Below are 22,048 nucleotides of genomic sequence, written 5' to 3'. Positions count from 1 at the left end.
ATCTCTTTACGGAACTTCTCCTTTAGCATGCTTTTACTCCCTACATGGGTAGTCACAGGTTAAATAAAAAAACTAAAGGATTATTTCAATGAACAGAAAAGTACTGGCTCTCGTAATTCCTGCCCTGCTGGCTGCAGGCGCGGCTCACGCTGCTGAAGTTTATAATAAAGACGGCAACAAATTAGACCTGTATGGCAAAGTAGACGGTCTGCATTACTTCTCCGACGACGCCAACAAAGATGGCGATCAGACTTATATGCGTATGGGTTTCAAAGGTGAAACTCAGGTTAACGATATGATCACCGGCTACGGTCAGTGGGAATATCAGGTTCAGGCTAACGGTACTGAAAGTGGCGATAAAGGCGATTCATGGACTCGTCTGGCATTCGCGGGTATTAAAGTTGGTGACTACGGTTCATTCGATTACGGTCGTAACTACGGCGTACTGTACGACGTAGAAGGCTGGACCGATATGCTGCCTGAGTTCGGTGGCGACTCCTACACCTACGCTGATAACTTCATGACCGGTCGTGCTAACGGCGTAGCAACCTACCGTAACACCGACTTCTTCGGTTTGGTTGATGGTCTGAACTTTGCACTGCAGTATCAGGGCGCAAACGAACAAACAAGTGATGAGCAGGAAGGCACCAACAATGGTGGCGACCGTAAGATTCAGAACTCTAACGGCGACGGCTTCGGTATCTCCTCTACCTATGATCTGGGTATGGGTGTAAGCTTCGGTGCGGCATACTCCACGTCTGACCGTACTAACGATCAGGTTAATGCAGGTAAAGCTGGAGGCGACGTTGCTGGCGGTGATACAGCTGACGCGTGGACTACTGGCCTGAAATACGATGCTAACAACATCTACCTGGCAACCATGTATTCCGAAACCCGTAACATGACTCCTTATGGCAAGAACGGTGTAGCCAATAAAACGCAGAACTTCGAAGTCACTGCACAGTACCAGTTCGACTTTGGTCTGCGTCCGGCAGTCTCTTTCCTGATGTCTAAAGGTAAAGACCTGAACTCTACCGACGGCGACAAAGACCTGGTGAAATATGCTGACGTAGGTGCAACTTACTTCTTCAACAAAAACTTCTCCACCTATGTTGATTACAAAATCAACCTGCTGGACGAAGACGACAGTTTCTACACCCGCAATGACATCTCTACCGATGACGTTGTAGCTCTGGGTATGGTTTACCAGTTCTAAGTTTGTCAGCCCGCTGGCAACGGGGGGCTTCCTTTCTGTTATCGCAATTCTGTTTTATCCAGATCAAAACATTATATCTATTGCATCAAAACACATCCCTGATAGATGATATCTTGCATAAAGACCTGTAGTAGAGGATACCTGCAATGAATCATCACCCTGTAAAATCATCCCGTATTGCATCCGTCGGTTACGACGAATCCTCCTGCACGCTTGAAATTCGCTTTCATCAATTGTCTACGCTGCAATACCAGCATGTGCCTGCCCGTATTTTTCGTGATTTCCTGAGCGTCGTCTCTAAAGGTCGATTTTATGATGGGGTAATAAAAGGAAAATTCCCTGAAATCAAAATAAAGTGATACCAAAATGTGATCTTTGTCATTGTACATAAAGTGCCATTACGCGGTAAGCTTTAGGTGGATACTTAAACAGGAGGTTTTATGAACAGAACGATTCTTGTACCCATCGATATTTCAGACTCAGAATTAACTCAACGCGTTATTGCCCATGTTGAAGCAGAAGCAAAAATTGACGATGCGCAGGTCCATTTTTTGACCGTTATTCCGTCACTGCCCTATTACGCTTCCCTGGGATTGGCCTACTCGGCAGAGTTGCCGGCCATGGACGATCTGAAAGCCGAAGCGAAATCTCAACTGGAAGAGATTATCAAGAAGTTCAATATCCCAACGGACAGAGTGCACGTTCATGTCGCGGAAGGTGCGCCGAAAGATAAGATTCTGGAAATGGCTAAAAAATTACCGGCTGATATGGTCATTATTGCCTCTCACCGACCTGACATCACCACTTACCTGCTGGGTTCTAACGCCGCAGCCGTGGTGCGTCATGCTGAGTGTTCGGTTCTGGTTGTCCGCTAAGCTGCCTGGCCCGCACATCGTGGCGGGCTTTTTGTTTTTCCCTTCATGCCCCTTTTTTGCCCCTATACTTTTAGTCTGACATCTGGCTGGAGGTTTCTAGTGTGGACGCTTTGCACCGACATTCGGTGAGACTTCGATACTTACCAACGGCTGCAACAGCCCGAGAGCTGAGTTGATAACTCCTGCGAGTATCTTGATCATGGGAACGGAGAAGAACACGCCCCCCATAAACGGGATGACTGCAAAAAGCATCTGCTTCCATAGTTGATGAGGCTCTGGTGTCAGCACATACATTGCCGCCCCGGCCGCTCGCATAACATTACGCCAGGCGTCGCCTCCGGGAACATAGTGGCGAAAGTAATCCCTATCGGAGGTCACTCCACTGGCAATTGTGATTGGCTCAGACATAGTTATTCCGTGTGTAGAGGGTCAGGCTTCACGGGGCTGGATTTATCAACAAAGCACGTAACGGATGATTCCTATGCCCCTGAAATGAAAAGCCCCGCACAAAGGCGAGGCCTATAAAGAAATTGGATATATTTATGCTGCTTTTGTCGTGCAGATTGTATCAAAAAACTCTTTAATTTTTTTCAAGGCATCAACTGCCCCCGCAGGAACGCCAGGAGACCATCCCAAAACAAGAATGAGCGCAGTTAGAACGGTTGATAGTTTACGTTTTGAATAGAACTTACAAAACTCTTCGATATCAATCTTTGCCTTGTCATCAACACCACCATCTTTTTCATATTCTTTGCTTGCGTCAATTAATGCTTTGAGTGCTTTGATATAGCTTTCACTTTCTTTAATAGAAGCCATAGTTAACTCCAGAGATAATTGTTCTAAACAACCTGTGAATCAGGCTCTCTGAAAAACTATAGATACCCCCACTCCATACAATCCCCATAAGAAAGTATGAATTATACGCTCACTGAATAATTACGTTATTAAGCATATGGAAACGATATCGGTCATACTGCGATTTGTTTCGACTGGCATAGTTCCGGCAAATTAGCACGCACTAGTTCTACGCCGGGCAGAGGAGCCCAGTTGACGACCACATACAGTAGAAACAGGTTAATCGCGACTTAGCAGACAAACGTGGGAAACATAACACCCACCATAAATAGGGGTTGAAACAACTAGTTACTTTTGTAAAATTAGAAGAAACGCCTATGGAAGGTACAGCAAACACAGAAGCCTCAGTGCTACATGGAACTATATAATAACCATAAAAAATCGCGCGTTAGTTAACGGTTTCCTTCATTAAAGGTGTTGTCATGTCTCAAGAGCCCACTGCAGGCCAATTTTTTTGGGGTATTATTCTTTTTGTTATCACTGCTATTCCTCTTGGATGTATCGGAGTTGCTATGCTGGTGATGGCGCAAGGGATAGAGCGTTGGTCTGGTCTTGTTTTCTTAGCTTTTGCTTTTGGCATTAGCCAAGGTATCTGGAGAAAACTGTCTGGAAAATAACTAAGAAACCACAGATCAAAGCAGGATTATTATCCTGCTTTTTTATTGCGCTATGCATCCTGGCTTTGGGTTAATCCTTTACAAAGAGAATCCAATGGGTTTTATCGCTCTTCCCGGTGCGCTGGCCTATTGCAGGTTTCACGTCAGGCGCGGATATCAGTGAACACGGCACGGGTGTCCTGTTTGTTGAACCAGAACATGCGGGAGCCGCAGCACACGGCTAAAATCGTTTGATCTGCCATCTCACTCCCCCTTCACGCCAATGCCAGCGGCGACACATGCCTGATGCAATACGCTTTCACAGTGAACTACAGCGCTGTTATAGCCAGCCCCAAACATATCGAGCGCTTTTGCTTCAAGTTCTTCGTATGTCGGTTTCATGCTGATGCTTTCCCGTAAAACGCCAGTACATACTGCATAGCTGGACTTGTGCGGTAAATTGATGCAACCATGTTTTTGCTCATGTTCGATTTGAGCTGCTTGATGTTCAGCCCCCCGCCGGGCTGAAATGAATAGACTGGGCGATGAGTAGCATCGGTGCGAGATGGAACGCTGCTGTAAAACGTGCTGGTATTCGTCGCCGTAATCCGTACCATACGCGGCATACTTTTGCCTGCTGGCTGTCATCGGCTGGAGCGAACCCATCATTTATAGCTAATCAGATGGGGCATGAAACACGCAGATGGTGTACGAAGTCTACAGTGCATGGATTGAAGAAATGAATGGCGATCAAGTTGCAATGTTGAATAACAAACTAGCCCTGTGATGGAAGTTTGCCCCTTATATGCCCCTTTTGGTTTTTGAGAACGGTAATAATGCAAGATAATCAACAAGTTACAAAGAAAGAACAATACAACCTGAACAAATTGCAAAAACGTCTGCGTCGCAACGTGGGCGAAGCGATTGCCGACTTCAATATGATCGAAGACGGCGATCGCATTATGGTGTGCCTTTCCGGAGGGAAAGACAGCTATACCATGCTGGAGATCCTGCGTAATTTGCAGCAAAGCGCGCCGATCAGTTTTTCCTTAGTTGCGGTTAACCTCGATCAGAAACAACCCGGCTTCCCGGAGCATATTCTGCCGGAGTATCTGCAACAGTTGGGCGTTGAGTATAAAATCGTCGAAGAAAATACCTACGGTATCGTCAAAGATAAAATTCCTGAAGGTAAAACGACCTGCTCGCTCTGCTCTCGCCTGCGTCGCGGCATTCTGTACCGCACGGCAACCGAGTTAGGCGCCACCAAGATTGCGCTCGGGCACCATCGTGATGACATCCTGCAAACGCTGTTTTTAAACATGTTCTACGGCGGGAAAATGAAAGGTATGCCGCCGAAGCTGATGAGTGATGATGGTAAGCACATCGTGATCCGTCCACTGGCCTACTGCCGTGAGAAAGATATTGAGCGTTTCTCTGAAGCGAAAGGTTTCCCGATTATTCCGTGTAACCTGTGTGGCTCACAGCCTAACCTGCAACGTCAGGTCATCGCTGATATGCTGCGCGACTGGGACAAACGCTATCCAGGCCGCATTGAAACCATGTTCAGCGCAATGCAGAACGTTGTACCTTCTCATTTGAGTGATATCAATCTGTTCGATTTTAAAGGCATTAAACACGGCTCAGAAGTTGTGGACGGTGGTGATTTAGCGTTTGACCGCGAAGAGATCCCGCTGCAACCCGCGGGCTGGCAGCCAGAAGAGGATGATACCCAACTGGATGAGTTGCGCCTGAACGTTGTGGAAGTGAAGTAACTTATCATGCCGGATAAGCGGAGCGCCATCAGGCGCTCCAACGCGCATTTATTTCAATAAACGAACGCGGCAGGTCTTGCCTTTAATCTTTCCGTTTTGCAATTTTTTCCATGCCTTATGCGCCACAGTCTGGCGAACTGCGACATAGACATGCGCCGGATGGACGGCGATTTTGCCGATATCAGCCCCATCCAGACCAATATCGCCGGTCAGAGCGCCCAAAACATCGCCGGGACGCATTTTAGCCTTTTTACCGCCATCAATGCACAACGTAGCCATCTCAGCTTCCAGAGGCAGGATTGAACCATTGCCTGGCGCAGGCAACCAGTTCAGTTTGAGTTGCAGCATTTCAGCCAAGATATTGGCACGTTGCGCTTCTTCCGGTGCGCAGAAACTAATCGCCAGACCGCTGTTACCAGCGCGAGCAGTTCGTCCAATACGATGGACATGGACTTCAGGATCCCACGCCAGTTCGAAGTTAACCACCAGTTCCAGCGACTTGATATCCAGACCACGCGCGGCCACATCGGTAGCAACCAGTACACGTGCGCTACCGTTGGCAAAACGTACCAGCGTCTGATCGCGATCGCGCTGTTCAAGATCGCCATGTAACGAAAGTGCGCTTTGCCCTGCCGCATTCAGTGCATCGCAAACGGCCTGGCAATCTTTTTTGGTATTACAAAAAACCACGCAGGATGCGGGCTGATGCTGACTGAGCAATTTTTGCAGCAGCGGGATTTTACCGTGGCTGGACGTTTCAAAAAATTGCTGTTCAATCGCCGGCAGCGCATCCACCGTATCGGTTTCGATCGTGAGCGGATCCTGCTGCACCCGACCGCTGATGGCGGCAATCGCCTCCGGCCAGGTCGCTGAAAATAGCAAGGTTTGACGCGATGCTGGCGCAAAGCGGATCACCTCATCAATCGCATCGCTAAAACCCATATCCAGCATGCGATCGGCTTCATCCATCACCAGCGTATTCAGAGCGTCCAGAGAAACGGTGCCCTTTTGCAGGTGGTCAAGTAAACGCCCCGGTGTGGCGACAATAATATGTGGCGCATGTTGTAGGGAGTCACGCTGTGCGCCAAAGGGCTGCCCGCCGCACAGGGTTAAAATCTTGGTATTTGGCAGAAAGCGCGCTAACCGACGCAGTTCCCCTGCCACCTGGTCGGCAAGCTCACGCGTTGGGCACAGCACCAGAGACTGCGTCTGAAACAGCGCGGCATCAATATGCTGTAACAACCCCAGACCAAAAGCAGCCGTTTTGCCACTGCCGGTTTTAGCCTGCACGCGAACATCTCTCCCCGCCAGGATTGCCGGTAACGCAGCAGCCTGAACAGGCGTCATTTCAAGGTAGCCCAGCTCGTTGAGGTTCTCGAGTTGGGCGGCAGGTAAAACATTCAGGGTCGAAAAAGCGGTCACAATTTAATCTCGCGGTAAAAACTTACATTCAGCAGGCGCGTATCCTCGCAGATCTGCGCTCGCGATGCGACAATTTAATCGGCTCTTCATCCGGTGGCGGATCCGGCATAGGCTGCGGACGAGGTAGCGGATCGGGAACAGGAACCGGGTCGGTGGGTAGCGAATCAGCGTTTAGTACTTGCCGCTGTAGCATTGCAATCAGACAGGTCATATAGCCCTCCAGTCATCAGGTTGACTCTTTTAGGGTAGACGCTGATTTCCTGCAGGCAAAAAAAAGCCGACTAATCTAAGTCGGCGTCGTACGAATCAATTGTGCTATGCAGTAATTCAAAAAAGGAAGTAAGACAATATGGAGCGCAACGCCCATCGCTTGACGTTGCATTCACCTGCGAGTGAGATATTGCCCCGAATAGGTAGATGGTTTATTGACTTCGCTCAAAAACCTGGCCGTTTTCATGCGCAAAAGCCGATAAAAAATGTTGTTGTTACAACCATTTACTACGATGCAACCATAAAGTAACACCACCAATCAGGACCACTAACAGAATACAGAAAAGTGAGAAGCCAAACTGCCAGCCGCCGCCGGGGATACCACCGAGGTTAACGCCAAACAGCCCGGTTAAAAATGTACTGGGTAGAAAAACCATCGCCATCAAGGACATTGTATAGGTGCGGCGCGCCAGAGACTCCTGCATAACCTGCGCAATTTCGTCCGCCATGATACCGGTCCGGGCGATACAGGCGTCTATCTCATCCAGCCCTCTTCCCAGCCTGTCGGCGATATCCTGCATCCGTCGCCGATGATCGTCGGTCATCCAGGCTAAACGCTCACTCGCCAGGCGCGCATAGACATCCCGCTGAGGCGCCATATAGCGGCGCATCACAATCAGTTGCTTGCGCAGTAATGCCAGGAATCCGCGTGGGGGGATTTGCTGATCGAGCAGGTTATCTTCCAGGTCTATAATCTTGTCGTGCAGTTGCTCGATAAACTCGCTGGCATGATCGGTTAACGCATCGCAGACATCCACCAGCCAGCTACCGCAGTCAGCCGGCCCTGTACCTTCCTGGAGATCGCTGACCACATCATCCAGTGCCAGTACTTTGCGCTGGCGCGTTGAGACAATCAGACGTTCATCCATATACAAGCGCATAGCGACCAGCTGGTCAGGTCGCTCGTCGGTGCTGCCATTAATACAGCGCAGCGTGATTAACGTACCTTCCCCGACTCTGCTTACGCGTGGACGCGTACTTTCACCCGCCAGCGCATCACGCACATTATTAGGAAGCAGAGGCGTGGTCGCCAGCCATTGCGCACTTTCAGAATGGGTATAATTAAGATGCAGCCAGCAGGGATGCTGAGCGTCGATAACATCGTTATTTTCCAGCGGTTTCACCCCACCACGGCCATCCAGCAGCCAGGCAAACACGGCATCTGGCACATTAACATCCGTTCCCTTAATGGCTTCCACAACGCCTCCACAAACATTCAGCTTTTTTCGATAGTCTAGCCGTCAGAATAGGTTAAGCAATATCTCATTGTCCCATTGCGCTGAAATGATTCATAAAAGTATCCGATAACAGAAAAAGCGTCGACGAATGCGACGCTTGTGGTGAGAGAGAGCCTGTTATGCTCGCTGGTGTATTGCGGGCTCAAGTGTCTTACTTAAGCGAAATTGATGGGTCCGGGACTGGAGATCAATAACCTGGTTTTTCAGGATGCCAGATGAATCAGAAAGCTCATCCACCATAACGGCATTACTTTGCGTTACGTTCTCCAGTTCGGCCAGAGCATGCGTGATCCTGATGATCCCTTTCTCCTGCTCCTGGGTAGTTGTTAATATCTCGCCCATTAACTAGCTTAATTGCCCGGCGCCCCCGACGATATCCTGCATATTTTTTTCTGCTTCGCCTACGATAGCCGCGCCTTGCTGAACATTTTGATGAGTCTGGGCAATCAGCTGTTTAATATTCTTAGCTGCATCTGCGCTACGGTGCGCCAGCTTTCTTACCTCACCGGCCACCACGGAAAACCCTTTGCCATGTTCCCCGGCCCTCGCCGCTTCCACAGCTGCATTCAATGCCAGAATATTTGTCTGGAATGCGATACCATCTATCAGCGTAATAATTTCAGTCATCTGTTCCGCGCATTCGGTGATTGATCGCATATTTGTCGCCACCTGCACCATTAATTCGCCCCCCTGTCGGGCGCACTGCGTGGCAATTGTCGCCTGGGCGCTGGCTATTTGCGTGTTATCAGCATTGTTTCGCGTATTCACCGCGATCTCATCCATGTTGGCAGCCGTCTGCATTAATGCTCCGGATTGCTGTTCTGTTTTCACTAAAAGCTCGGCGCTACGTTCTGCAAGCTGTTCTGAGAGCGCCATCGCCGTTTGTGAAGATATCCTTATCTCATTCACAAGTGTTGAAATATTACTGGATAAGCTATTGATGCCCGGAATAAGTCTACCCGCGCAGTTATTACCAAATTCTGGAATGCTGATCGCCAGATTCCCGGATGTAACCTCTTCAATACTTCTTTTAACCGTATTAATCGGCATCACCAGATATTTGGTCATGTATCCCCACAGACATACTATAGAAATAAAGCTTACTAAGTTGGTACCAATAATAACATCAACGCTAGCTGAAAGTATTATTTCCACCACATTGAGAGCCACTGCCGTAATCACCAAAAATAAAACAATAAAGGTCCTGACGCTAATATCATTTAACATTTTAGCCCTGTTTACCAAGAAAACGAGGAGAATATTATTTTTTATAGCACCTGCAATATAAATTGCCATAGCTCGGATACGAAAAGTGAATATTCAATAAGAGTCGATAACCTTTTTACTTAAAGCACACAATGGCGCTATTTATTTGCCTTAATCCAGTGATTTACTCCACCAAAGGTGATGGCCAGGTTTGTTATCAGATTATTGTGATGGTGAGCACGCAGCGAATGTAAAACGTACAGAGTTATAATTATCATGAATACATATATAAGCACTATTGCAGCATTCTTAATATTTTGTGGTTCTAACTAATACACAGTGTAAAAATATGAGTACAGTCAAGGTGGCGATCTCTGGCTGACATTGAGCTGCCTTCTGGCGATTATCTGGTGGCGTGACCCAATGTATGGGGATCACCATTTTTGTTGATGATTCCAGCCCGATTCATTCAAATATATTGATGTTGAAACCGTGTCTGGCACTAGAATTAAAAATTGAAAGTATATTTTAGCGATAACGGTAAACATGCCAAAATAGTGTCTACTATTATTGGCATAGCCAGTACCATGAATTGCAACCAACATCAAAAAAAACCAGTTGTACCCCCTTGTCTCACCGACAATCAAAACATTATGAGACGGTAATATAAAAAATTCGCCATTAAATGGGCAACACAGCAGATAAGATAACGGGATTATCGATGAATATAACCGCGCTGCATTCACTGGATTTATTAACTCTTCCGGTTTGGATAGTTTCACCACATACCGAAGAACTTGTGTTCGCAAATGCCGTTGCACGGGAGCTAATGCAGGATCCCTGTTTTTCTCCACTGCGAAAAGGCATATTCTCAACATATGCACAAAATGATTTAACCATGTATCTCAGCGACTTGAAAAATCATCACTATATTGTGGAAATTCTCACGGTTTATCGCAACGGTGAGGAAACTGCGATGGCCAGCCGCCTGTCCATTAACTCGCTCCCGGATATTGGCGATATCATCGTTTTCGAAGGCATTGAAACACCGACCGCGCAGGGACTGAAAGCCAGTCGTTCTGCGAACTATCAGCGAAACAAGCAGGGATTTTACGCGCGCTTCTTCCAGACTAATTCCGCGCCGATGTTACTTATCGATCCATCTCGAGATGGTTTGATCGTCGATGCGAATCTCAGTGCCCTGAATTTTTATGGTTACAGCCATGATGTGATGTGCCAGAAACATACATGGGAAATCAACATGCTGGGCCGTCATATCCTACCGGTGATGCATGAAATCGCCCATCTGCCCGGCGGCCATAAGCCCTTGCATTTTGTTCATAAGCTTGCTGATGGTTCCTCACGTCACGTACAAACTTATGCCGGGCCGATCGAAATCTATGGCAATAAGCTCATGCTGTGCATCATTCATGACATTACCGAACAAAAAAGGCTGGAGCAGGAACTTGAACAAGCGGCCCTGCGTGACGCCCTGACCGGATTACTTAACCGCCGACATTTTTATCAGGTAACCGAACCGCAACAGACGCACGCGATGTCATTAACGCAGGACTACAGCCTGCTGTTAATCGACACCGATCGCTTTAAAAGCATTAACGATCTCTTCGGTCATTTAAGAGGTGACGATGTGCTTTGCGCTCTGGCACGAACGCTGGAGTCCTGTGCAAGAAAGGACGACCTGATTTTTCGCTGGGGAGGTGAAGAATTTGTGCTCCTTCTGCCACGAACCTCACTGGAGGTTGCCCTTAATCTCGCAGAAGTAATACGCGCGGCGGTGGCCAAGGTGACGCTCCCTGGCCTTCCCCGCTTTACCGTCAGCATCGGCGTTGCGCGGCACGAAACGAATGAAAGCATCGATGAGCTATTCAAACGCGTTGACGACGCGCTGTACAAAGCCAAAAACGAAGGGCGGAACCGGGTGCTGGCCGCCTGATGTTTATGTCGGTCAGCGACTGCGCTTAGCGTGACGCTCCCAGTTATCCTGTTTTGCCTGCGCGGTTTTACGTAATGCCACATAGCATGCCCCGCTGCCGCCGTGATGCGGCAGTGCGGCACAGTAGGCTTGTACATCTTCAAATTCCGTCAGCCAACGCGCTACATAGCTGCGAACAATGTTGGCATGAGAGTTATCGTCGCGCCCCTTGCCGTGTATCACCAGCACGTTACGCAATCCTTCTTGCTGTGCCTGCAGAATAAAACTGAAGAGCATCTGACGGCAGGTTTCAACGGGCTGACGGACGAGATTGAGACTCGCCTGCTGCGGATATTTGCCGGTTCGTAGCTTGTCAGTCACGCCGTGCTGCAAACCTTCGCGACGAAATTCCAATGGTACGCTTAACGGGACAATATCGAGAAAACCCGTCGAGAGAAAATTATCCAATTGGAGCGTATCAATACGTGCCGGAGCGCGGAGATTGCGCGTGGGCTGCCAGTGCACCTCGGTGCAGCCTTTCAGCGGTTGAACATCCCCCATCGCGTCAAGAAACAACGATGCGTCATCAAGGTTCATGTTTCATCCTCCAGCGTATTACGACGGGTCTTATCATAACCGCGCACTGTTATACCGACAACGGTTTACGGTTATTTCCAATAATTCACCAGATTCACGCCGTGAAAGCGATCTACTTCCAACAAACTGATATCCATTTTTAGAGGTATAGCTGCGACGATAACTGGCGTGATAATGTGTCACCTTGCCTGTAATGCTGTAATGAGAGAAACGGATGCTGAACTTACTGGAAGATACCATCGCCACACCGTTGGGCCCGCTGTGGATTATTTGCGATGAGCAATTTCGTCTGCGCGCGGTCGAATGGGATCAACACAGCGATCGTATGGTGCAGTTGCTGGACATTCATTATCGCGCTGAAGGTTATCAGCGTATTGCTGCCAAAAACCCTGGCGGATTGAGTGATAAGCTGGCTGAATATTTTGCCGGAAACCTTAGCATTATTGACACACTGGAAACCGCCACCGCAGGGACACCTTTCCAGCGTGAAGTCTGGCAAGCGTTACGTACCATTCCCTGTGGACAGGTCATGCATTATGGTCAACTGGCCGAACAACTGGGACGTCCTGGTGCTGCCAGAGCCGTCGGGGCGGCGAATGGATCAAACCCGGTAAGCATTGTCGTCCCTTGTCATCGCGTCATTGGGCGTAACGGTACCATGACCGGATATGCCGGTGGTGTGCAACGAAAAGAGTGGTTATTGCGTCATGAGGGCTATTTGCTACTCTAGAATCCAGGCAATTAATGCCTTATTCATCACACTTCCACATAATACAGCCTTAAATAAAGTGCGGTTAATCAGGTAGATACAAACATTCAACCCAGTTATGCCTGAATTATTCTCTATTGGGAGTAGCTCAGGCTTACGTGCTCACCAAAAAGATGTTAAAATTGACAAATATCAATTACGGCTTGAGCAGACCTATGATCCCGGAAAAGCGAATTATACGGCGCATTCAGTCTGGCGGTTGTGCTATCCATTGCCAGGATTGCAGCATCAGCCAGCTTTGCATCCCGTTCACACTTAACGAGCATGAGCTTGACCAGCTCGATAACATCATCGAGCGCAAAAAGCCTATCCAAAAGGGGCAGACGCTCTTTAAAGCAGGTGATGAGCTTAAATCACTTTATGCTATCCGCTCCGGAACGATTAAAAGCTATACCATTACCGAGCAAGGCGATGAGCAAATCACCGGTTTCCATCTGGCAGGTGACCTGGTAGGTTTTGACGCGATTGGCAGCGGTCATCACCCCAGCTTTGCCCAGGCGCTGGAAACCTCAATGGTATGCGAGATTCCTTTCGAAACTCTGGATGATCTGTCCGGCAAAATGCCGAATCTGCGTCAACAGATGATGCGTCTGATGAGTGGCGAAATCAAAGGCGACCAGGACATGATCCTGCTGTTGTCGAAGAAAAACGCTGAAGAACGCCTGGCGGCCTTTATCTACAATTTGTCCCGCCGCTTCGCCCAGCGTGGATTCTCGCCTCGTGAATTCCGCCTGACCATGACCCGTGGCGACATCGGTAACTACCTCGGTCTAACGGTTGAAACAATTAGCCGTCTGCTGGGTCGTTTCCAGAAAAGCGGTATGCTGGCGGTAAAAGGCAAATATATCACTATTGAGAATAGCGACGCTCTGGCAGTTCTTGCTGGCCACACGCGTAACGTTGCATAATCGTTCTGCAAATATCTCTGTTATCCTCCTGTCAAATCACTAAATTTTCCCGATTTATTGATCTGGCAGGAGGTTCTCCCCTGTTTCAATCCACATTATTGGGTTACTCTTTTAATTACAAACTGCGATGACAGTTGTAAGGAGACCCTGTATGGCTATGTATAAAAATATGCTGGTCGTCATCGACCCTAACCAGGACGATCAACCAGCATTACGGCGAGCTGTTTATTTGCATCAACGGATTGGTGGCAAAATTAAAGCCTTTTTGCCGATCTACGACTTTTCCTATGAGATGACTACCCTGCTGTCGCCCGATGAGCGTACGGCAATGCGTCAGGGTGTCATCAGCCAGCGAACGGCGTGGATACGTGAACAAGCGAAATACTATATCGAAGCAGGGATCCCACTTGAGATAAAAGTAGTCTGGCACAACCGCCCCTTTGAAGCCATCATCCAGGAAGTCATCAGTGCGAAACATGACCTGGTGCTAAAAATGGCGCACCAACACGACCGTCTGGAAGCCGTGATTTTCACCCCAACCGACTGGCATTTATTGCGTAAATGTCCAAGCCCAGTGTGGATGGTTAAAGACCAGCCATGGCCTGAGGGCGGTAAAGCGCTGGTTGCGGTGAACCTCGCCAGTGAAGAGGCCTATCACAACGCCCTCAATGAAAAACTGGTCAAAGAAACGCTGCAACTGGCGGAACAGGTTAACCATACCGAAGTGCATCTGGTTGGCGCCTACCCTGTTACCCCCATCAACATTGCGATTGAGCTCCCTGAATTTGATCCCAGCGTATATAACGATGCGATCCGTGGACAGCATTTGCTGGCCATGAAGGCATTACGGCAGAAATTCAGTATTGATGAGAAAGTAACACACGTTGAAAAAGGGTTGCCTGAAGAGGTTATTCCTGATTTAGCCGAACACTTACAGGCGGGCATCGTGGTCCTGGGCACCGTTGGACGTACCGGCATCTCTGCCGCGTTCCTGGGAAATACCGCGGAACAGGTTATCGATCATCTACGCTGTGACCTGCTGGTTATCAAGCCGGATCAGTATCAGACGCCCGTTGAGCTGGACGACGACGAAGACGACTAACCACACCATACAATGCCGGATGGATATTCATCCGGCATAACAAATAATTAGTGTTTCTCGTCGCCACCGAGGAAGTAGATGCCCAGAGGGATGGCAAGCAGAATGGTAAACACCATGCTGTAGACACAAATCATTGCAGATTGAATGGCATACATTGAGGCGGTCCAGTCGCATAGCGGAATGTCATACTGTTCAATAACGCCACCGATCGTCGCTCGCGTGACTACTGACGCTGCGATAATAAACACTCCAAGCAGGCACAACAAAAACTTTCGTCCCTTCGCTGTCTTCAGCTTAGCCATGATCATAGTACTGTCCTTTTGCAGATAAAAACTCGTTACCTTGCGCTAACAATACCATGACATCAACTTACTGTCTGCTACATAACGCCTATTCATCAGTGACCCCTGCGCGATTGCGCTGAAATTAGCGCTGATTGCATTATTTCTCTCGCCCTTTGGTTAATGATCTGAGCGCCAAAACTGCGTAAAATATCCGATGAGCAGAATGTCAGATGATATTTAGCAACCACGGAGCTGCCAGGAAGGATCATGATCGCTGAACTGTTTATGAATAATGCGTTTAATTTGACGGTAATTCTCAGTTGTTTTACCGCACTGGTGCTGATGAGCGTTTGGTTTCACCGTGGCGAACGACGTTGCAAAGGATTCATATTTCATGCGGCACAATTTTTCGTCTATGCCATTATCATTGGAACGTTCGGCAGTATTGCCAATAACGTGATCGAGAGTTACAACCTGAAATTTATCTCTCCCAGCGTAGTCGATTTTATCTGCACCTCGTTGATTGCGCTGATTCTGACGATCAAACTCTTTCTGGTGATTAATCAGTTTGAAAAAACGCAGATTAATAAAGGCAGAGATATTACCAGCGCGGGGATCCTGTCGCGGATCATTAAGATTACCATCGTGGTCGCCATCATTTTGCTGTATGGCGAACATTTCGGCATGAGCTTATCTGGTCTGCTAACCTTTGGCGGCATCGGTGGTATCGCTGTAGGTATGGCAGGTAAAGACATCCTGAGCAATTTTTTCTCCGGCATCATGCTCTACTTCGACAGACCGTTTAGCATCGGTGACTGGATCCGTTCCCCGGACCGTAATATTGAAGGCACAGTGACAGAAATTGGCTGGCGAATGACCAAAATAAACACCTTCGATCATCGTCCGTTATATGTCCCAAACTCGATTTTCTCCTCTATCAGCGTAGAAAATCCAGGGCGTATGACCAACAGAAGAATCAAAACGGTGATCGGGTTACGATATGAAGATGCCGATAAAATTGAGGCTGTTGTCGAGGCGGTCAGGCAAATGCTGCAAAATCATCCAGGGATAGACCAGAAGCAAACGCTACTGGTCTATTTCAATGAATTTGCAGATTCATCATTAAATATCATGGTGTATTGCTTCACGAAAACTACCATATGGCAGGAATGGCTTACAGTACAACAAGACGTTTATTTGAAAATCATTTCGATAGTCCAGGCAAACGGCGCCGACTTTGCATTCCCCAGCCAGACGCTGTATATGGATAATCCTGAAGTATCGCCATCGGCACACTAACAAAAAGTAAAGACGCGGAAATCCGCGTCTTTCTACCGTTATTTCAGCGAGGCAATATCAATTACAAAGCGGTATTTCACATCGCTTTTCAACATCCGCTGCCAGGCGTTATTAATATCCTGAATATTGATCACTTCGACATCGGCTGTAATACCGTGCTGGCCGCAAAAATCCAACATCTCCTGCGTTTCTGCAATCCCGCCGATAACCGACCCCGCAACAGATTTCCGCCCGAGAATCAGGGGAACCGTATTCAGGAACGGATCCAACGCGCCCAGATAGCCAACCAGCACCAGCGTACCGCTTAGCGCCAACGTTGGGATATAGGGATTCAGGTCATGAACGTACGGGACAGTATCAATAATCAGGTCAAACTGATTAGCGGCGGCCTTCATCTGCTCAGGGTAAGTGGAAAGCACAACGTGACTGGCGCCCAGACGTCTGGCATCTGCTTCTTTGCCCGGAGAACGCGTGAACAGCGTAACTTCAGCCCCCAACGCATTAGCGAGTTTGATGGCCATATGCCCAAGGCCGCCCAACCCAACAACCGCGACTTTACTGCCCTCTCCAACCTGCCAGTGACGCAGCGGCGACCATGTGGTGATCCCGGCACAAAGCAGCGGCGCGGCACCGCGTAAATCTATCCCTTCTGGCACCTTCACCACAAACTTTTCGGTAACGACAATCTTGTCGGAATAGCCCCCGAAGGTAGGCAGCCCGTCATGACGATCGATATCGTTATACGTGAGCGTGTTACCCTCTTCGCAATATTGCTCCAGCCCCTGTTCGCAAGCGCTACAATGCTGGCATGAGTCAACCATGCAGCCAACCCCGGCGAGATCGCCTACGGCAAATTTGGTCACCGACTTCCCGACATGCACCACACGGCCAATGATTTCGTGTCCCGGCACCATCGGATACTTAGCGCCGCCCCAGTCATTATAGGCGTTGTGGATATCTGAGTGGCAAACACCGCTGTACAAGATATCAATCACCACATCATCTTCGCGCGGATCGCGACGAACGAAGCTGTGTGGAACCAGATCTTCTTTCACCGCCAGAGCGGCATAACCCTTCACGTTCATGACCATTATGATTTCCTCAGGGATTAGGTATTACCTTAACCAGCATTCATAAGCGACATTCATCAAGAACAGCGCGGGCATTAGTCGCTATCTCAGCACCACAATGCTGTTCAAGTATTGCAATAAATTCAATCAGTTGATCAGTAGTCATACCGATATTCAGACTGATAGCAAAATGGCTCTTCAGTTGACTGTTCACACCGCCTAATACCGCTAACGCAGAAACCGTCGCTAACTCCCGCATCTTCCAGTTAAGGACATCACGCTGAAAAATATCGCCAAATAAATGTGCCTTTAGCCAGACATCAATGGCAGGGGCAAAGTCGAACAGCGGCCCACTGACCTGATGCCCAACGAGCTGGCTCTGTGTGCGACTCCCCGCCAGGAAGCTGTCCCAGCCCTCCGTCGGCGGCGTGGCCGGATTTCCCTCTGCGTCGGTAATTCCTCTTTCTCTACGGCGTTTAACCACAGACATTAAACAAGCAAGTCCGTTCAGGCTGCGGGGAAAACCGCAGTAAGCATAAAGCTGTAGTAGAATTTCCTTCACTTCATTGAGGGTGAGCCCCGCATCCAGCCCGGCATTCAACGCCGCGTCCAGGTTTTCACCCTGACCTGTAGCGGTAAACGCGGCAATAGGTATGATTGCCTGCTGTCTGGCATCCAGTTGATGTTGCATGTATGACTCTCCAAAATAACGCCAGCGTACTGCCGCCGGATACTGAAAACAGTAAAATTATAGAGGCCTGACACACCGCTGATTAGAGGGTTAAATAAGAACGAACCTATGAACAATACTCATCAATAATCAGTCCCCGATGCCATTTATCAGCAGGGAAATTTGTACAACGTTAGGCAACAATCTCAATTAAATTGCCGTCAGGATCTTGTATTACCGCTTCGTAATAGCCATCACCGGTAGTTCGTGGAGCAGAAAGTAAAATCCCCTGTTCCTGCGCACGTCTCGCGATGGCATCAACTTTTTCCGCGCAGCCTGCAGAGAGCGCAAGGTGTACCCATCCACAGGTATTATTGTCTGGCTGCCGTCTTGTAAGGCCCGGTTTGGTCATTATTTCAATCGCAACCTCATCGCCAATACGCACAAAATAAGATTCAAATCCAGGATTGGTTTTACTGCAGTATTTTTCGTTAATCTTGCCGTCAAAGAACGTGACCCAGAAACGAGCTTGCTGCTCGAGATCCTGTGTCCATAAAGCCATATGCGCAATCTTCATCGCGAACCTCTTCTCGTAGTATTTCGAACAGTACGTTCTCAAGGGTGTTGACATCGTTAATCATCATGCACGATCATGCTCATTATTGCTCGTTATTTGTTTTATCTGGAGTATTTATGCTTGATTATGCTGCCTTCCCGGAACAGCGCCAGGCGCTTATCTATCAGATCTTGCAGGAAAACGGCAGAGTCATTTGTTCCGAGCTCGCCAGTCGGCTAGGCGTTTCTGAACATACGATCCGCCGCGACCTGCATGAGCTAAGTAAAGATGGCGTGTGTAAAAAGGTTTATGGCGGCGCGGTCATTGCCCTTCCTGAATCCGAAGACATCGCTGTACGCAAGAACATTAATGTGGCGAAAAAAAACAGTATCGCGCAGAGGTGCGCCCGGTTGGTCAAATCCGGCAGTTGCATTTTTATCGACACGGGCAGCACAAATTTAGCGATGGCTGAAGCCCTGCCCGCCGAACTGGCGTTAACCGTAGTGACTAACTCCCCAGAGATTGCCGCCGTTTTGCTGGAAAAACCGCTGTTTGAGGTCATCATGTTAGGCGGCGCGGTACAGAGATCCTCGGGTGGATGTGTGGGGGCCACCGCCATCGCCCAAGTGCAGAACATCTTATTCGATCAGGGTTTTATTGGCGGTTGCGCGATGTCGCCAGAATCCGGCTTAACCGGATTTGATTATGCGGATTGCGAGTTCAAAAAAGCGGTAATCAAACAGTGCAATGAAACTATCGTCGCACTGACGGCGGAAAAGATCCCAGCCGTCGCCCGCTATGTCGTCGCCGAAAGCAGCAATATTGATGTGATTGTCGTGGAGGAAAATATCAGCAAAGAGTATGCCACGGCTTTCCAGGCGCATGACATTCGTATTTATACCGTATAACAGCGGCGGCGCGTTCGTTGCGTCGTTACTCAAGGAAAGCTGACGACGCTAAACGTCGCCCCGGCCGTCAGCGCGGCGATCGCAGACAAACGATCCAGACGAATTTTTAGCGGATTGCCATTGTATTCCACCACCAGAAACTCTTCTTTATCTCTGGTGGTGCAGGTCGTCAACGCTGTGACATTCATACACGAGCCATCGGTTAGCTCAATACGTAACCAATAATGGTACAGACAGGCGATTTCCAGATAATCGTGAAGTTCGCAATCTATAGGATGGTATTTTCCCGTCACATTCATAACGCCTCTTCCTTATTGCCGCGGATGTTCGGGAAATTGCTTACGCCACTTCCCGAACGCACCAGGTTATTTCAGCGCTTCAATGGGCGCGCCAAAATTGATATGCAGCACATTGCCGTCGATCACCAGCGCAGGAACGGACTTCACGCCAGCCTGTTCTGCTTCCGTAACCCGGCCAGGTTGCTCTCCCAGGTGAATAACATCGATTTCAACATCGGAGGACAGATGCTGAAGCAGCGCTTGTTCTGCGGAAACGCAAACCGGGCAACCGGCATGATAAAAACGGGCTTTAGTCATGATATATCTCCCTTTAAATTATAGTATCGATTCGATACTATAATTGATACTACGCCACTTTTATGCTTTGTCAATATAGTTTTTAATCGATACTATATGTCGAGGAGGAAGTTGTTATGCACGACATGTCACTTTTCGATGTCCTGGACAGGCTTTCCAGCCTTACAAGGATGTGGTTTCGCCAACATCCATTACTGGCGGATCTGCAACCAGTACAACTCAGCGCGTTAATGTATCTGGCCCGTTGCAACCGTTATTCCAATACGCCGCTTGGCGTAACGGACTACCTCGGCCTCACCAAAGGCACCGTATCGCAATCGCTGAAGCTGCTGGAAAGCAAAGGACTGATTGTTCGTAAGCAGGATGCCCGCGATAAACGCAGCGTACATTTACAGTTAACTGAATCAGCCGGTACGTTACTGGACGCCCTGCTCCCGCCAACGTTTTTGGTGGCGGGTGAAACGGCGATGGGTGAACGCGCGACTGTACTTAAGGAGCTACTGTTTGAACTTTTACGTGGGATCCAGCGGACCAACAATGTGCCTGGCTTTGGACTTTGCCATAGCTGTCGCTTCCACCAAAAAACGGGTGGTCAGGGATATTGTAATCTGACGAAAGAGAGATTGAGTGAAGAGGATGCGTTGCTGATTTGCCGGGAGCACCAGCCCCCGGAAACTTAAAATAGCTGAAGGAAAATCACACCAGCCATTTTAACGCAGGCAAAAAAGTTGTCCGTTTTACGAGCTCGCGACGTTTTCTCCACGCTCAGTCATGGATTTTAACACCTAGGCAGCCGCGGACGAATTCAGGGTAAAAGTGCTTCACCGCCTCACCCACATAGCCTAGATCCAGCGCGCTGATTTGCGCCATTTCACTATCCGTGAGTGAGAAATCCCAGATGGCAAAGTTCTCTGCAATACGCTCCTGCCGGGTGGATTTAGGAATCACCGTGACGCCGCGCTGCACGTTCCAGCGCAGAACGACCTGAGCAACCGTTTTTTGATGGGCATCCGCAATCCCCTGGAGCATTTCATCTTCATACGGTTTATGCCTGCCACCGCCTAACGGCGCCCAGGCTTCAGGCTGAACGTTATAGCGCTTCATGGTTTCGATAGCTACAGGTTGCGCAAAGTAAGGATGTAATTCGACCTGGTTCACCATCGGCTTAATTCTGACGGTTTCACAGAAGTTAGCTAATACATGCGCATAGAAGTTGGAGACGCCAATGGCCTTCAGTTTACCGGCTTCATAAGCCTCTTCCAGCGCGCGCCAGGCGCTGAAATAATCGCCCATGGCCTGATGCAATAAATAAAGATCAATATATTCCAGGCCCGATTTTTTCAGCGACGCCTCAATACCGGCTTGAGCCATATCGTAGTTGACCATATCCTGGACCCACAGCTTAGAAGTGATAAATAACTCCTCGCGGGTACACAGACCTTCGGCAATGGCTGCACGAACCGCCTCACCCACGGCATCTTCATTGCTGTACACGGCTGCGGTATCGATGAGGCGGTAACCGGTACGAATAGCGCTTAATACCGACTGCTTACACTCTTCTTTATCGGTGACCTTAAAAACGCCAAAACCAACCATCGGCATTTTGCGGTTGTTACTTAGTACTGAGTATTCCACGGCCAAGCCCCTGTCATGTTAAAACACCATATTAGGCCAGAACCCCCGCCGTGATTAGCCTGTCATCTCTGATTTGACCTATGCATGGAATTCATTAATACAGACGAGGTTATTCTGTTGAAGATACGGCAAGAAGGGATAAGGGCGACGACATCACTCTTGCTGAATGTATCAGAACGGGTTTGGCTGAGTGGAGCGCGTACCCTTTGTTTATTCTCAGGGCTGCCCGGCAGTGGCGCTCTTTGCCCATGCCGGTAACCAGCTACTTCTT

Annotated in this window: 26 protein-coding genes and 3 pseudogenes; 13 read left to right on the top strand and 16 right to left on the bottom strand. The window is 48.8% G+C overall.

Translation table 11 applies throughout. From position 1 onward, the window contains the following. Window positions 1-88 precede the first annotated feature (88 nt). From ompC to uspF, 3 genes are all read left to right on the top strand, one after another. Entirely contained in the window at window positions 89-1,216 is a 1,128-nt protein-coding gene (ompC, locus tag FDX04_RS06745) for a porin OmpC (protein WP_137370665.1), read from the top strand. A gap of 146 nt (window positions 1,217-1,362) precedes the next feature. Next, window positions 1,363-1,575, top strand: coding sequence for a KTSC domain-containing protein (locus FDX04_RS06740; protein ID WP_069324961.1), 213 nt, complete (start codon window positions 1,363-1,365; stop codon window positions 1,573-1,575). A gap of 81 nt (window positions 1,576-1,656) precedes the next feature. Then, complete coding sequence (uspF, locus tag FDX04_RS06735) at window positions 1,657-2,091, top strand: universal stress protein UspF (RefSeq protein ID WP_006684401.1); 435 nt, start codon at window positions 1,657-1,659, stop codon at window positions 2,089-2,091. 96 nt (window positions 2,092-2,187) lie between these two features. Here uspF and FDX04_RS06730 read toward each other — a convergent pair whose 3' ends face one another. Together FDX04_RS06730 and FDX04_RS06725 are read right to left on the bottom strand one after the other, a co-directional pair. After that, window positions 2,188-2,499, bottom strand: a complete 312-nt coding sequence (locus FDX04_RS06730; RefSeq protein ID WP_212734317.1) for a hypothetical protein — start codon at window positions 2,497-2,499, stop codon at window positions 2,188-2,190. Between the two features lie 132 nt (window positions 2,500-2,631). Next, a complete protein-coding gene (locus FDX04_RS06725; protein ID WP_137370664.1) occupies window positions 2,632-2,907 on the bottom strand; it encodes a hypothetical protein in 276 nt (91 codons plus the stop codon). Window positions 2,908-3,368: 461 nt separating this feature from the next. On the opposite strand from FDX04_RS06725, the gene FDX04_RS06720 reads away from it, so the two are divergent. Continuing rightward, window positions 3,369-3,563 (top strand): hypothetical protein, encoded by a 195-nt coding sequence (locus FDX04_RS06720; protein WP_137370663.1) that lies wholly within the window; start codon window positions 3,369-3,371, stop codon window positions 3,561-3,563. A gap of 146 nt (window positions 3,564-3,709) precedes the next feature. On the opposite strand, the pseudogene FDX04_RS24645 reads toward FDX04_RS06720, so the two are convergent. Next, window positions 3,710-3,805, bottom strand: a pseudogene (locus FDX04_RS24645) (SAM-dependent methyltransferase); the annotation flags it as partial. 1 nt (window position 3,806) lies between these two features. Then, the gene (locus FDX04_RS24130) at window positions 3,807-3,944 is read right to left on the bottom strand and encodes a hypothetical protein (protein ID WP_170975147.1); all 138 of its coding nucleotides are present in this window, start codon (window positions 3,942-3,944) and stop codon (window positions 3,807-3,809) included. Between the two features lie 137 nt (window positions 3,945-4,081). Here FDX04_RS24130 and FDX04_RS06710 point away from each other — a divergent pair. Together FDX04_RS06710 and ttcA are read left to right on the top strand one after the other, a co-directional pair. Continuing rightward, window positions 4,082-4,329: pseudogene (locus FDX04_RS06710) on the top strand (tyrosine-type recombinase/integrase); the annotation flags it as partial. A 49-nt stretch (window positions 4,330-4,378) separates the two neighbouring features. After that, window positions 4,379-5,314: a tRNA 2-thiocytidine(32) synthetase TtcA gene (gene ttcA / locus FDX04_RS06705; RefSeq protein WP_137370661.1), complete on the top strand. Its 936-nt coding sequence runs from the start codon at window positions 4,379-4,381 to the stop codon at window positions 5,312-5,314. A gap of 48 nt (window positions 5,315-5,362) precedes the next feature. Here ttcA and dbpA read toward each other — a convergent pair whose 3' ends face one another. From dbpA to FDX04_RS06685, 4 genes and pseudogenes are all read right to left on the bottom strand, one after another. Further along, window positions 5,363-6,736 (bottom strand): ATP-dependent RNA helicase DbpA, encoded by a 1,374-nt coding sequence (dbpA, locus tag FDX04_RS06700; RefSeq protein ID WP_137370660.1) that lies wholly within the window; start codon window positions 6,734-6,736, stop codon window positions 5,363-5,365. 28 nt (window positions 6,737-6,764) lie between these two features. After that, window positions 6,765-6,929 carry a hypothetical protein gene (locus tag FDX04_RS06695; RefSeq protein WP_370607385.1) on the bottom strand — a complete coding sequence of 55 codons (165 nt, stop codon included), beginning with the start codon at window positions 6,927-6,929 and terminating at the stop codon, window positions 6,765-6,767. 292 nt (window positions 6,930-7,221) lie between these two features. Further along, window positions 7,222-8,205, bottom strand: coding sequence for a zinc transporter ZntB (gene zntB, locus FDX04_RS06690; protein WP_042308182.1), 984 nt, complete (start codon window positions 8,203-8,205; stop codon window positions 7,222-7,224). Between the two features lie 156 nt (window positions 8,206-8,361). After that, window positions 8,362-9,471: pseudogene (locus tag FDX04_RS06685) on the bottom strand (methyl-accepting chemotaxis protein). 700 nt (window positions 9,472-10,171) lie between these two features. On the opposite strand from FDX04_RS06685, the gene FDX04_RS06680 reads away from it, so the two are divergent. Then, entirely contained in the window at window positions 10,172-11,404 is a 1,233-nt protein-coding gene (locus FDX04_RS06680) for a sensor domain-containing diguanylate cyclase (protein ID WP_079224040.1), read from the top strand. 12 nt (window positions 11,405-11,416) lie between these two features. On the opposite strand, the gene smrA is transcribed toward FDX04_RS06680, so the two are convergent. Continuing rightward, entirely contained in the window at window positions 11,417-11,980 is a 564-nt protein-coding gene (gene smrA / locus FDX04_RS06675; protein WP_042308178.1) for a DNA endonuclease SmrA, read from the bottom strand. Window positions 11,981-12,194: 214 nt separating this feature from the next. Here smrA and ogt point away from each other — a divergent pair, with 214 nt between their 5' ends. The 3 genes from ogt to uspE all read left to right on the top strand — a co-directional run bounded on the left by ogt (window position 12,195) and on the right by uspE (window position 14,759). Further along, window positions 12,195-12,710, top strand: a complete 516-nt coding sequence (ogt, locus tag FDX04_RS06670; protein ID WP_038640835.1) for a methylated-DNA--[protein]-cysteine S-methyltransferase — start codon at window positions 12,195-12,197, stop codon at window positions 12,708-12,710. 194 nt (window positions 12,711-12,904) lie between these two features. Next, window positions 12,905-13,657, top strand: a complete 753-nt coding sequence (gene fnr, locus FDX04_RS06665) for a fumarate/nitrate reduction transcriptional regulator Fnr (protein WP_003020397.1) — start codon at window positions 12,905-12,907, stop codon at window positions 13,655-13,657. Window positions 13,658-13,808: 151 nt separating this feature from the next. Beyond that, window positions 13,809-14,759: a universal stress protein UspE gene (uspE, locus tag FDX04_RS06660; RefSeq protein WP_137370659.1), complete on the top strand. Its 951-nt coding sequence runs from the start codon at window positions 13,809-13,811 to the stop codon at window positions 14,757-14,759. 47 nt (window positions 14,760-14,806) lie between these two features. Here the strand turns inward: uspE and FDX04_RS06655 are convergent, their stop codons facing one another. After that, window positions 14,807-15,067, bottom strand: coding sequence for a DUF2534 family protein (locus FDX04_RS06655; RefSeq protein WP_137370658.1), 261 nt, complete (start codon window positions 15,065-15,067; stop codon window positions 14,807-14,809). Between the two features lie 243 nt (window positions 15,068-15,310). Here FDX04_RS06655 and FDX04_RS06650 point away from each other — a divergent pair, with 243 nt between their 5' ends. Then, entirely contained in the window at window positions 15,311-16,342 is a 1,032-nt protein-coding gene (locus FDX04_RS06650; RefSeq protein WP_137370657.1) for a mechanosensitive ion channel family protein, read from the top strand. A 38-nt stretch (window positions 16,343-16,380) separates the two neighbouring features. Here FDX04_RS06650 and FDX04_RS06645 read toward each other — a convergent pair whose 3' ends face one another. The 3 genes from FDX04_RS06645 to FDX04_RS06635 form a co-directional block, all read right to left on the bottom strand. Beyond that, the gene (locus FDX04_RS06645; RefSeq protein WP_137370656.1) at window positions 16,381-17,433 is read right to left on the bottom strand and encodes an NAD(P)-dependent alcohol dehydrogenase; all 1,053 of its coding nucleotides are present in this window, start codon (window positions 17,431-17,433) and stop codon (window positions 16,381-16,383) included. Window positions 17,434-17,473: 40 nt separating this feature from the next. Then, window positions 17,474-18,103 (bottom strand): carboxymuconolactone decarboxylase family protein, encoded by a 630-nt coding sequence (locus FDX04_RS06640; protein ID WP_137370655.1) that lies wholly within the window; start codon window positions 18,101-18,103, stop codon window positions 17,474-17,476. A 172-nt stretch (window positions 18,104-18,275) separates the two neighbouring features. After that, window positions 18,276-18,659, bottom strand: a complete 384-nt coding sequence (locus FDX04_RS06635; protein ID WP_137370654.1) for a VOC family protein — start codon at window positions 18,657-18,659, stop codon at window positions 18,276-18,278. 116 nt (window positions 18,660-18,775) lie between these two features. Here FDX04_RS06635 and FDX04_RS06630 point away from each other — a divergent pair, with 116 nt between their 5' ends. Next, a complete protein-coding gene (locus FDX04_RS06630) occupies window positions 18,776-19,546 on the top strand; it encodes a DeoR/GlpR family DNA-binding transcription regulator (protein WP_137370653.1) in 771 nt (256 codons plus the stop codon). A 29-nt stretch (window positions 19,547-19,575) separates the two neighbouring features. Here FDX04_RS06630 and FDX04_RS06625 read toward each other — a convergent pair whose 3' ends face one another. Further along, the gene (locus FDX04_RS06625; RefSeq protein WP_137370652.1) at window positions 19,576-19,845 is read right to left on the bottom strand and encodes a Rho-binding antiterminator; all 270 of its coding nucleotides are present in this window, start codon (window positions 19,843-19,845) and stop codon (window positions 19,576-19,578) included. 66 nt (window positions 19,846-19,911) lie between these two features. After that, window positions 19,912-20,142: a glutaredoxin domain-containing protein gene (locus FDX04_RS06620; protein ID WP_032939694.1), complete on the bottom strand. Its 231-nt coding sequence runs from the start codon at window positions 20,140-20,142 to the stop codon at window positions 19,912-19,914. A gap of 116 nt (window positions 20,143-20,258) precedes the next feature. On the opposite strand from FDX04_RS06620, the gene FDX04_RS06615 reads away from it, so the two are divergent. Further along, window positions 20,259-20,822 (top strand): MarR family winged helix-turn-helix transcriptional regulator, encoded by a 564-nt coding sequence (locus FDX04_RS06615; protein ID WP_137365455.1) that lies wholly within the window; start codon window positions 20,259-20,261, stop codon window positions 20,820-20,822. Window positions 20,823-20,907: 85 nt separating this feature from the next. Here FDX04_RS06615 and FDX04_RS06610 read toward each other — a convergent pair whose 3' ends face one another. After that, the gene (locus tag FDX04_RS06610; protein ID WP_137370651.1) at window positions 20,908-21,777 is read right to left on the bottom strand and encodes an aldo/keto reductase; all 870 of its coding nucleotides are present in this window, start codon (window positions 21,775-21,777) and stop codon (window positions 20,908-20,910) included. Between the last annotated feature and the right edge of the window lie 271 nt (window positions 21,778-22,048).

The sequence above is a fragment of the Citrobacter sp. wls615 genome, from assembly GCF_005281355.1.
In the GTDB taxonomy this organism is placed as follows: Bacteria; Pseudomonadota; Gammaproteobacteria; order Enterobacterales; family Enterobacteriaceae; genus Citrobacter; species Citrobacter werkmanii.
The sequence above is the reverse complement of the archived record's forward strand: the minus strand, read 5'-3'. Positions and strand labels throughout refer to the sequence as shown.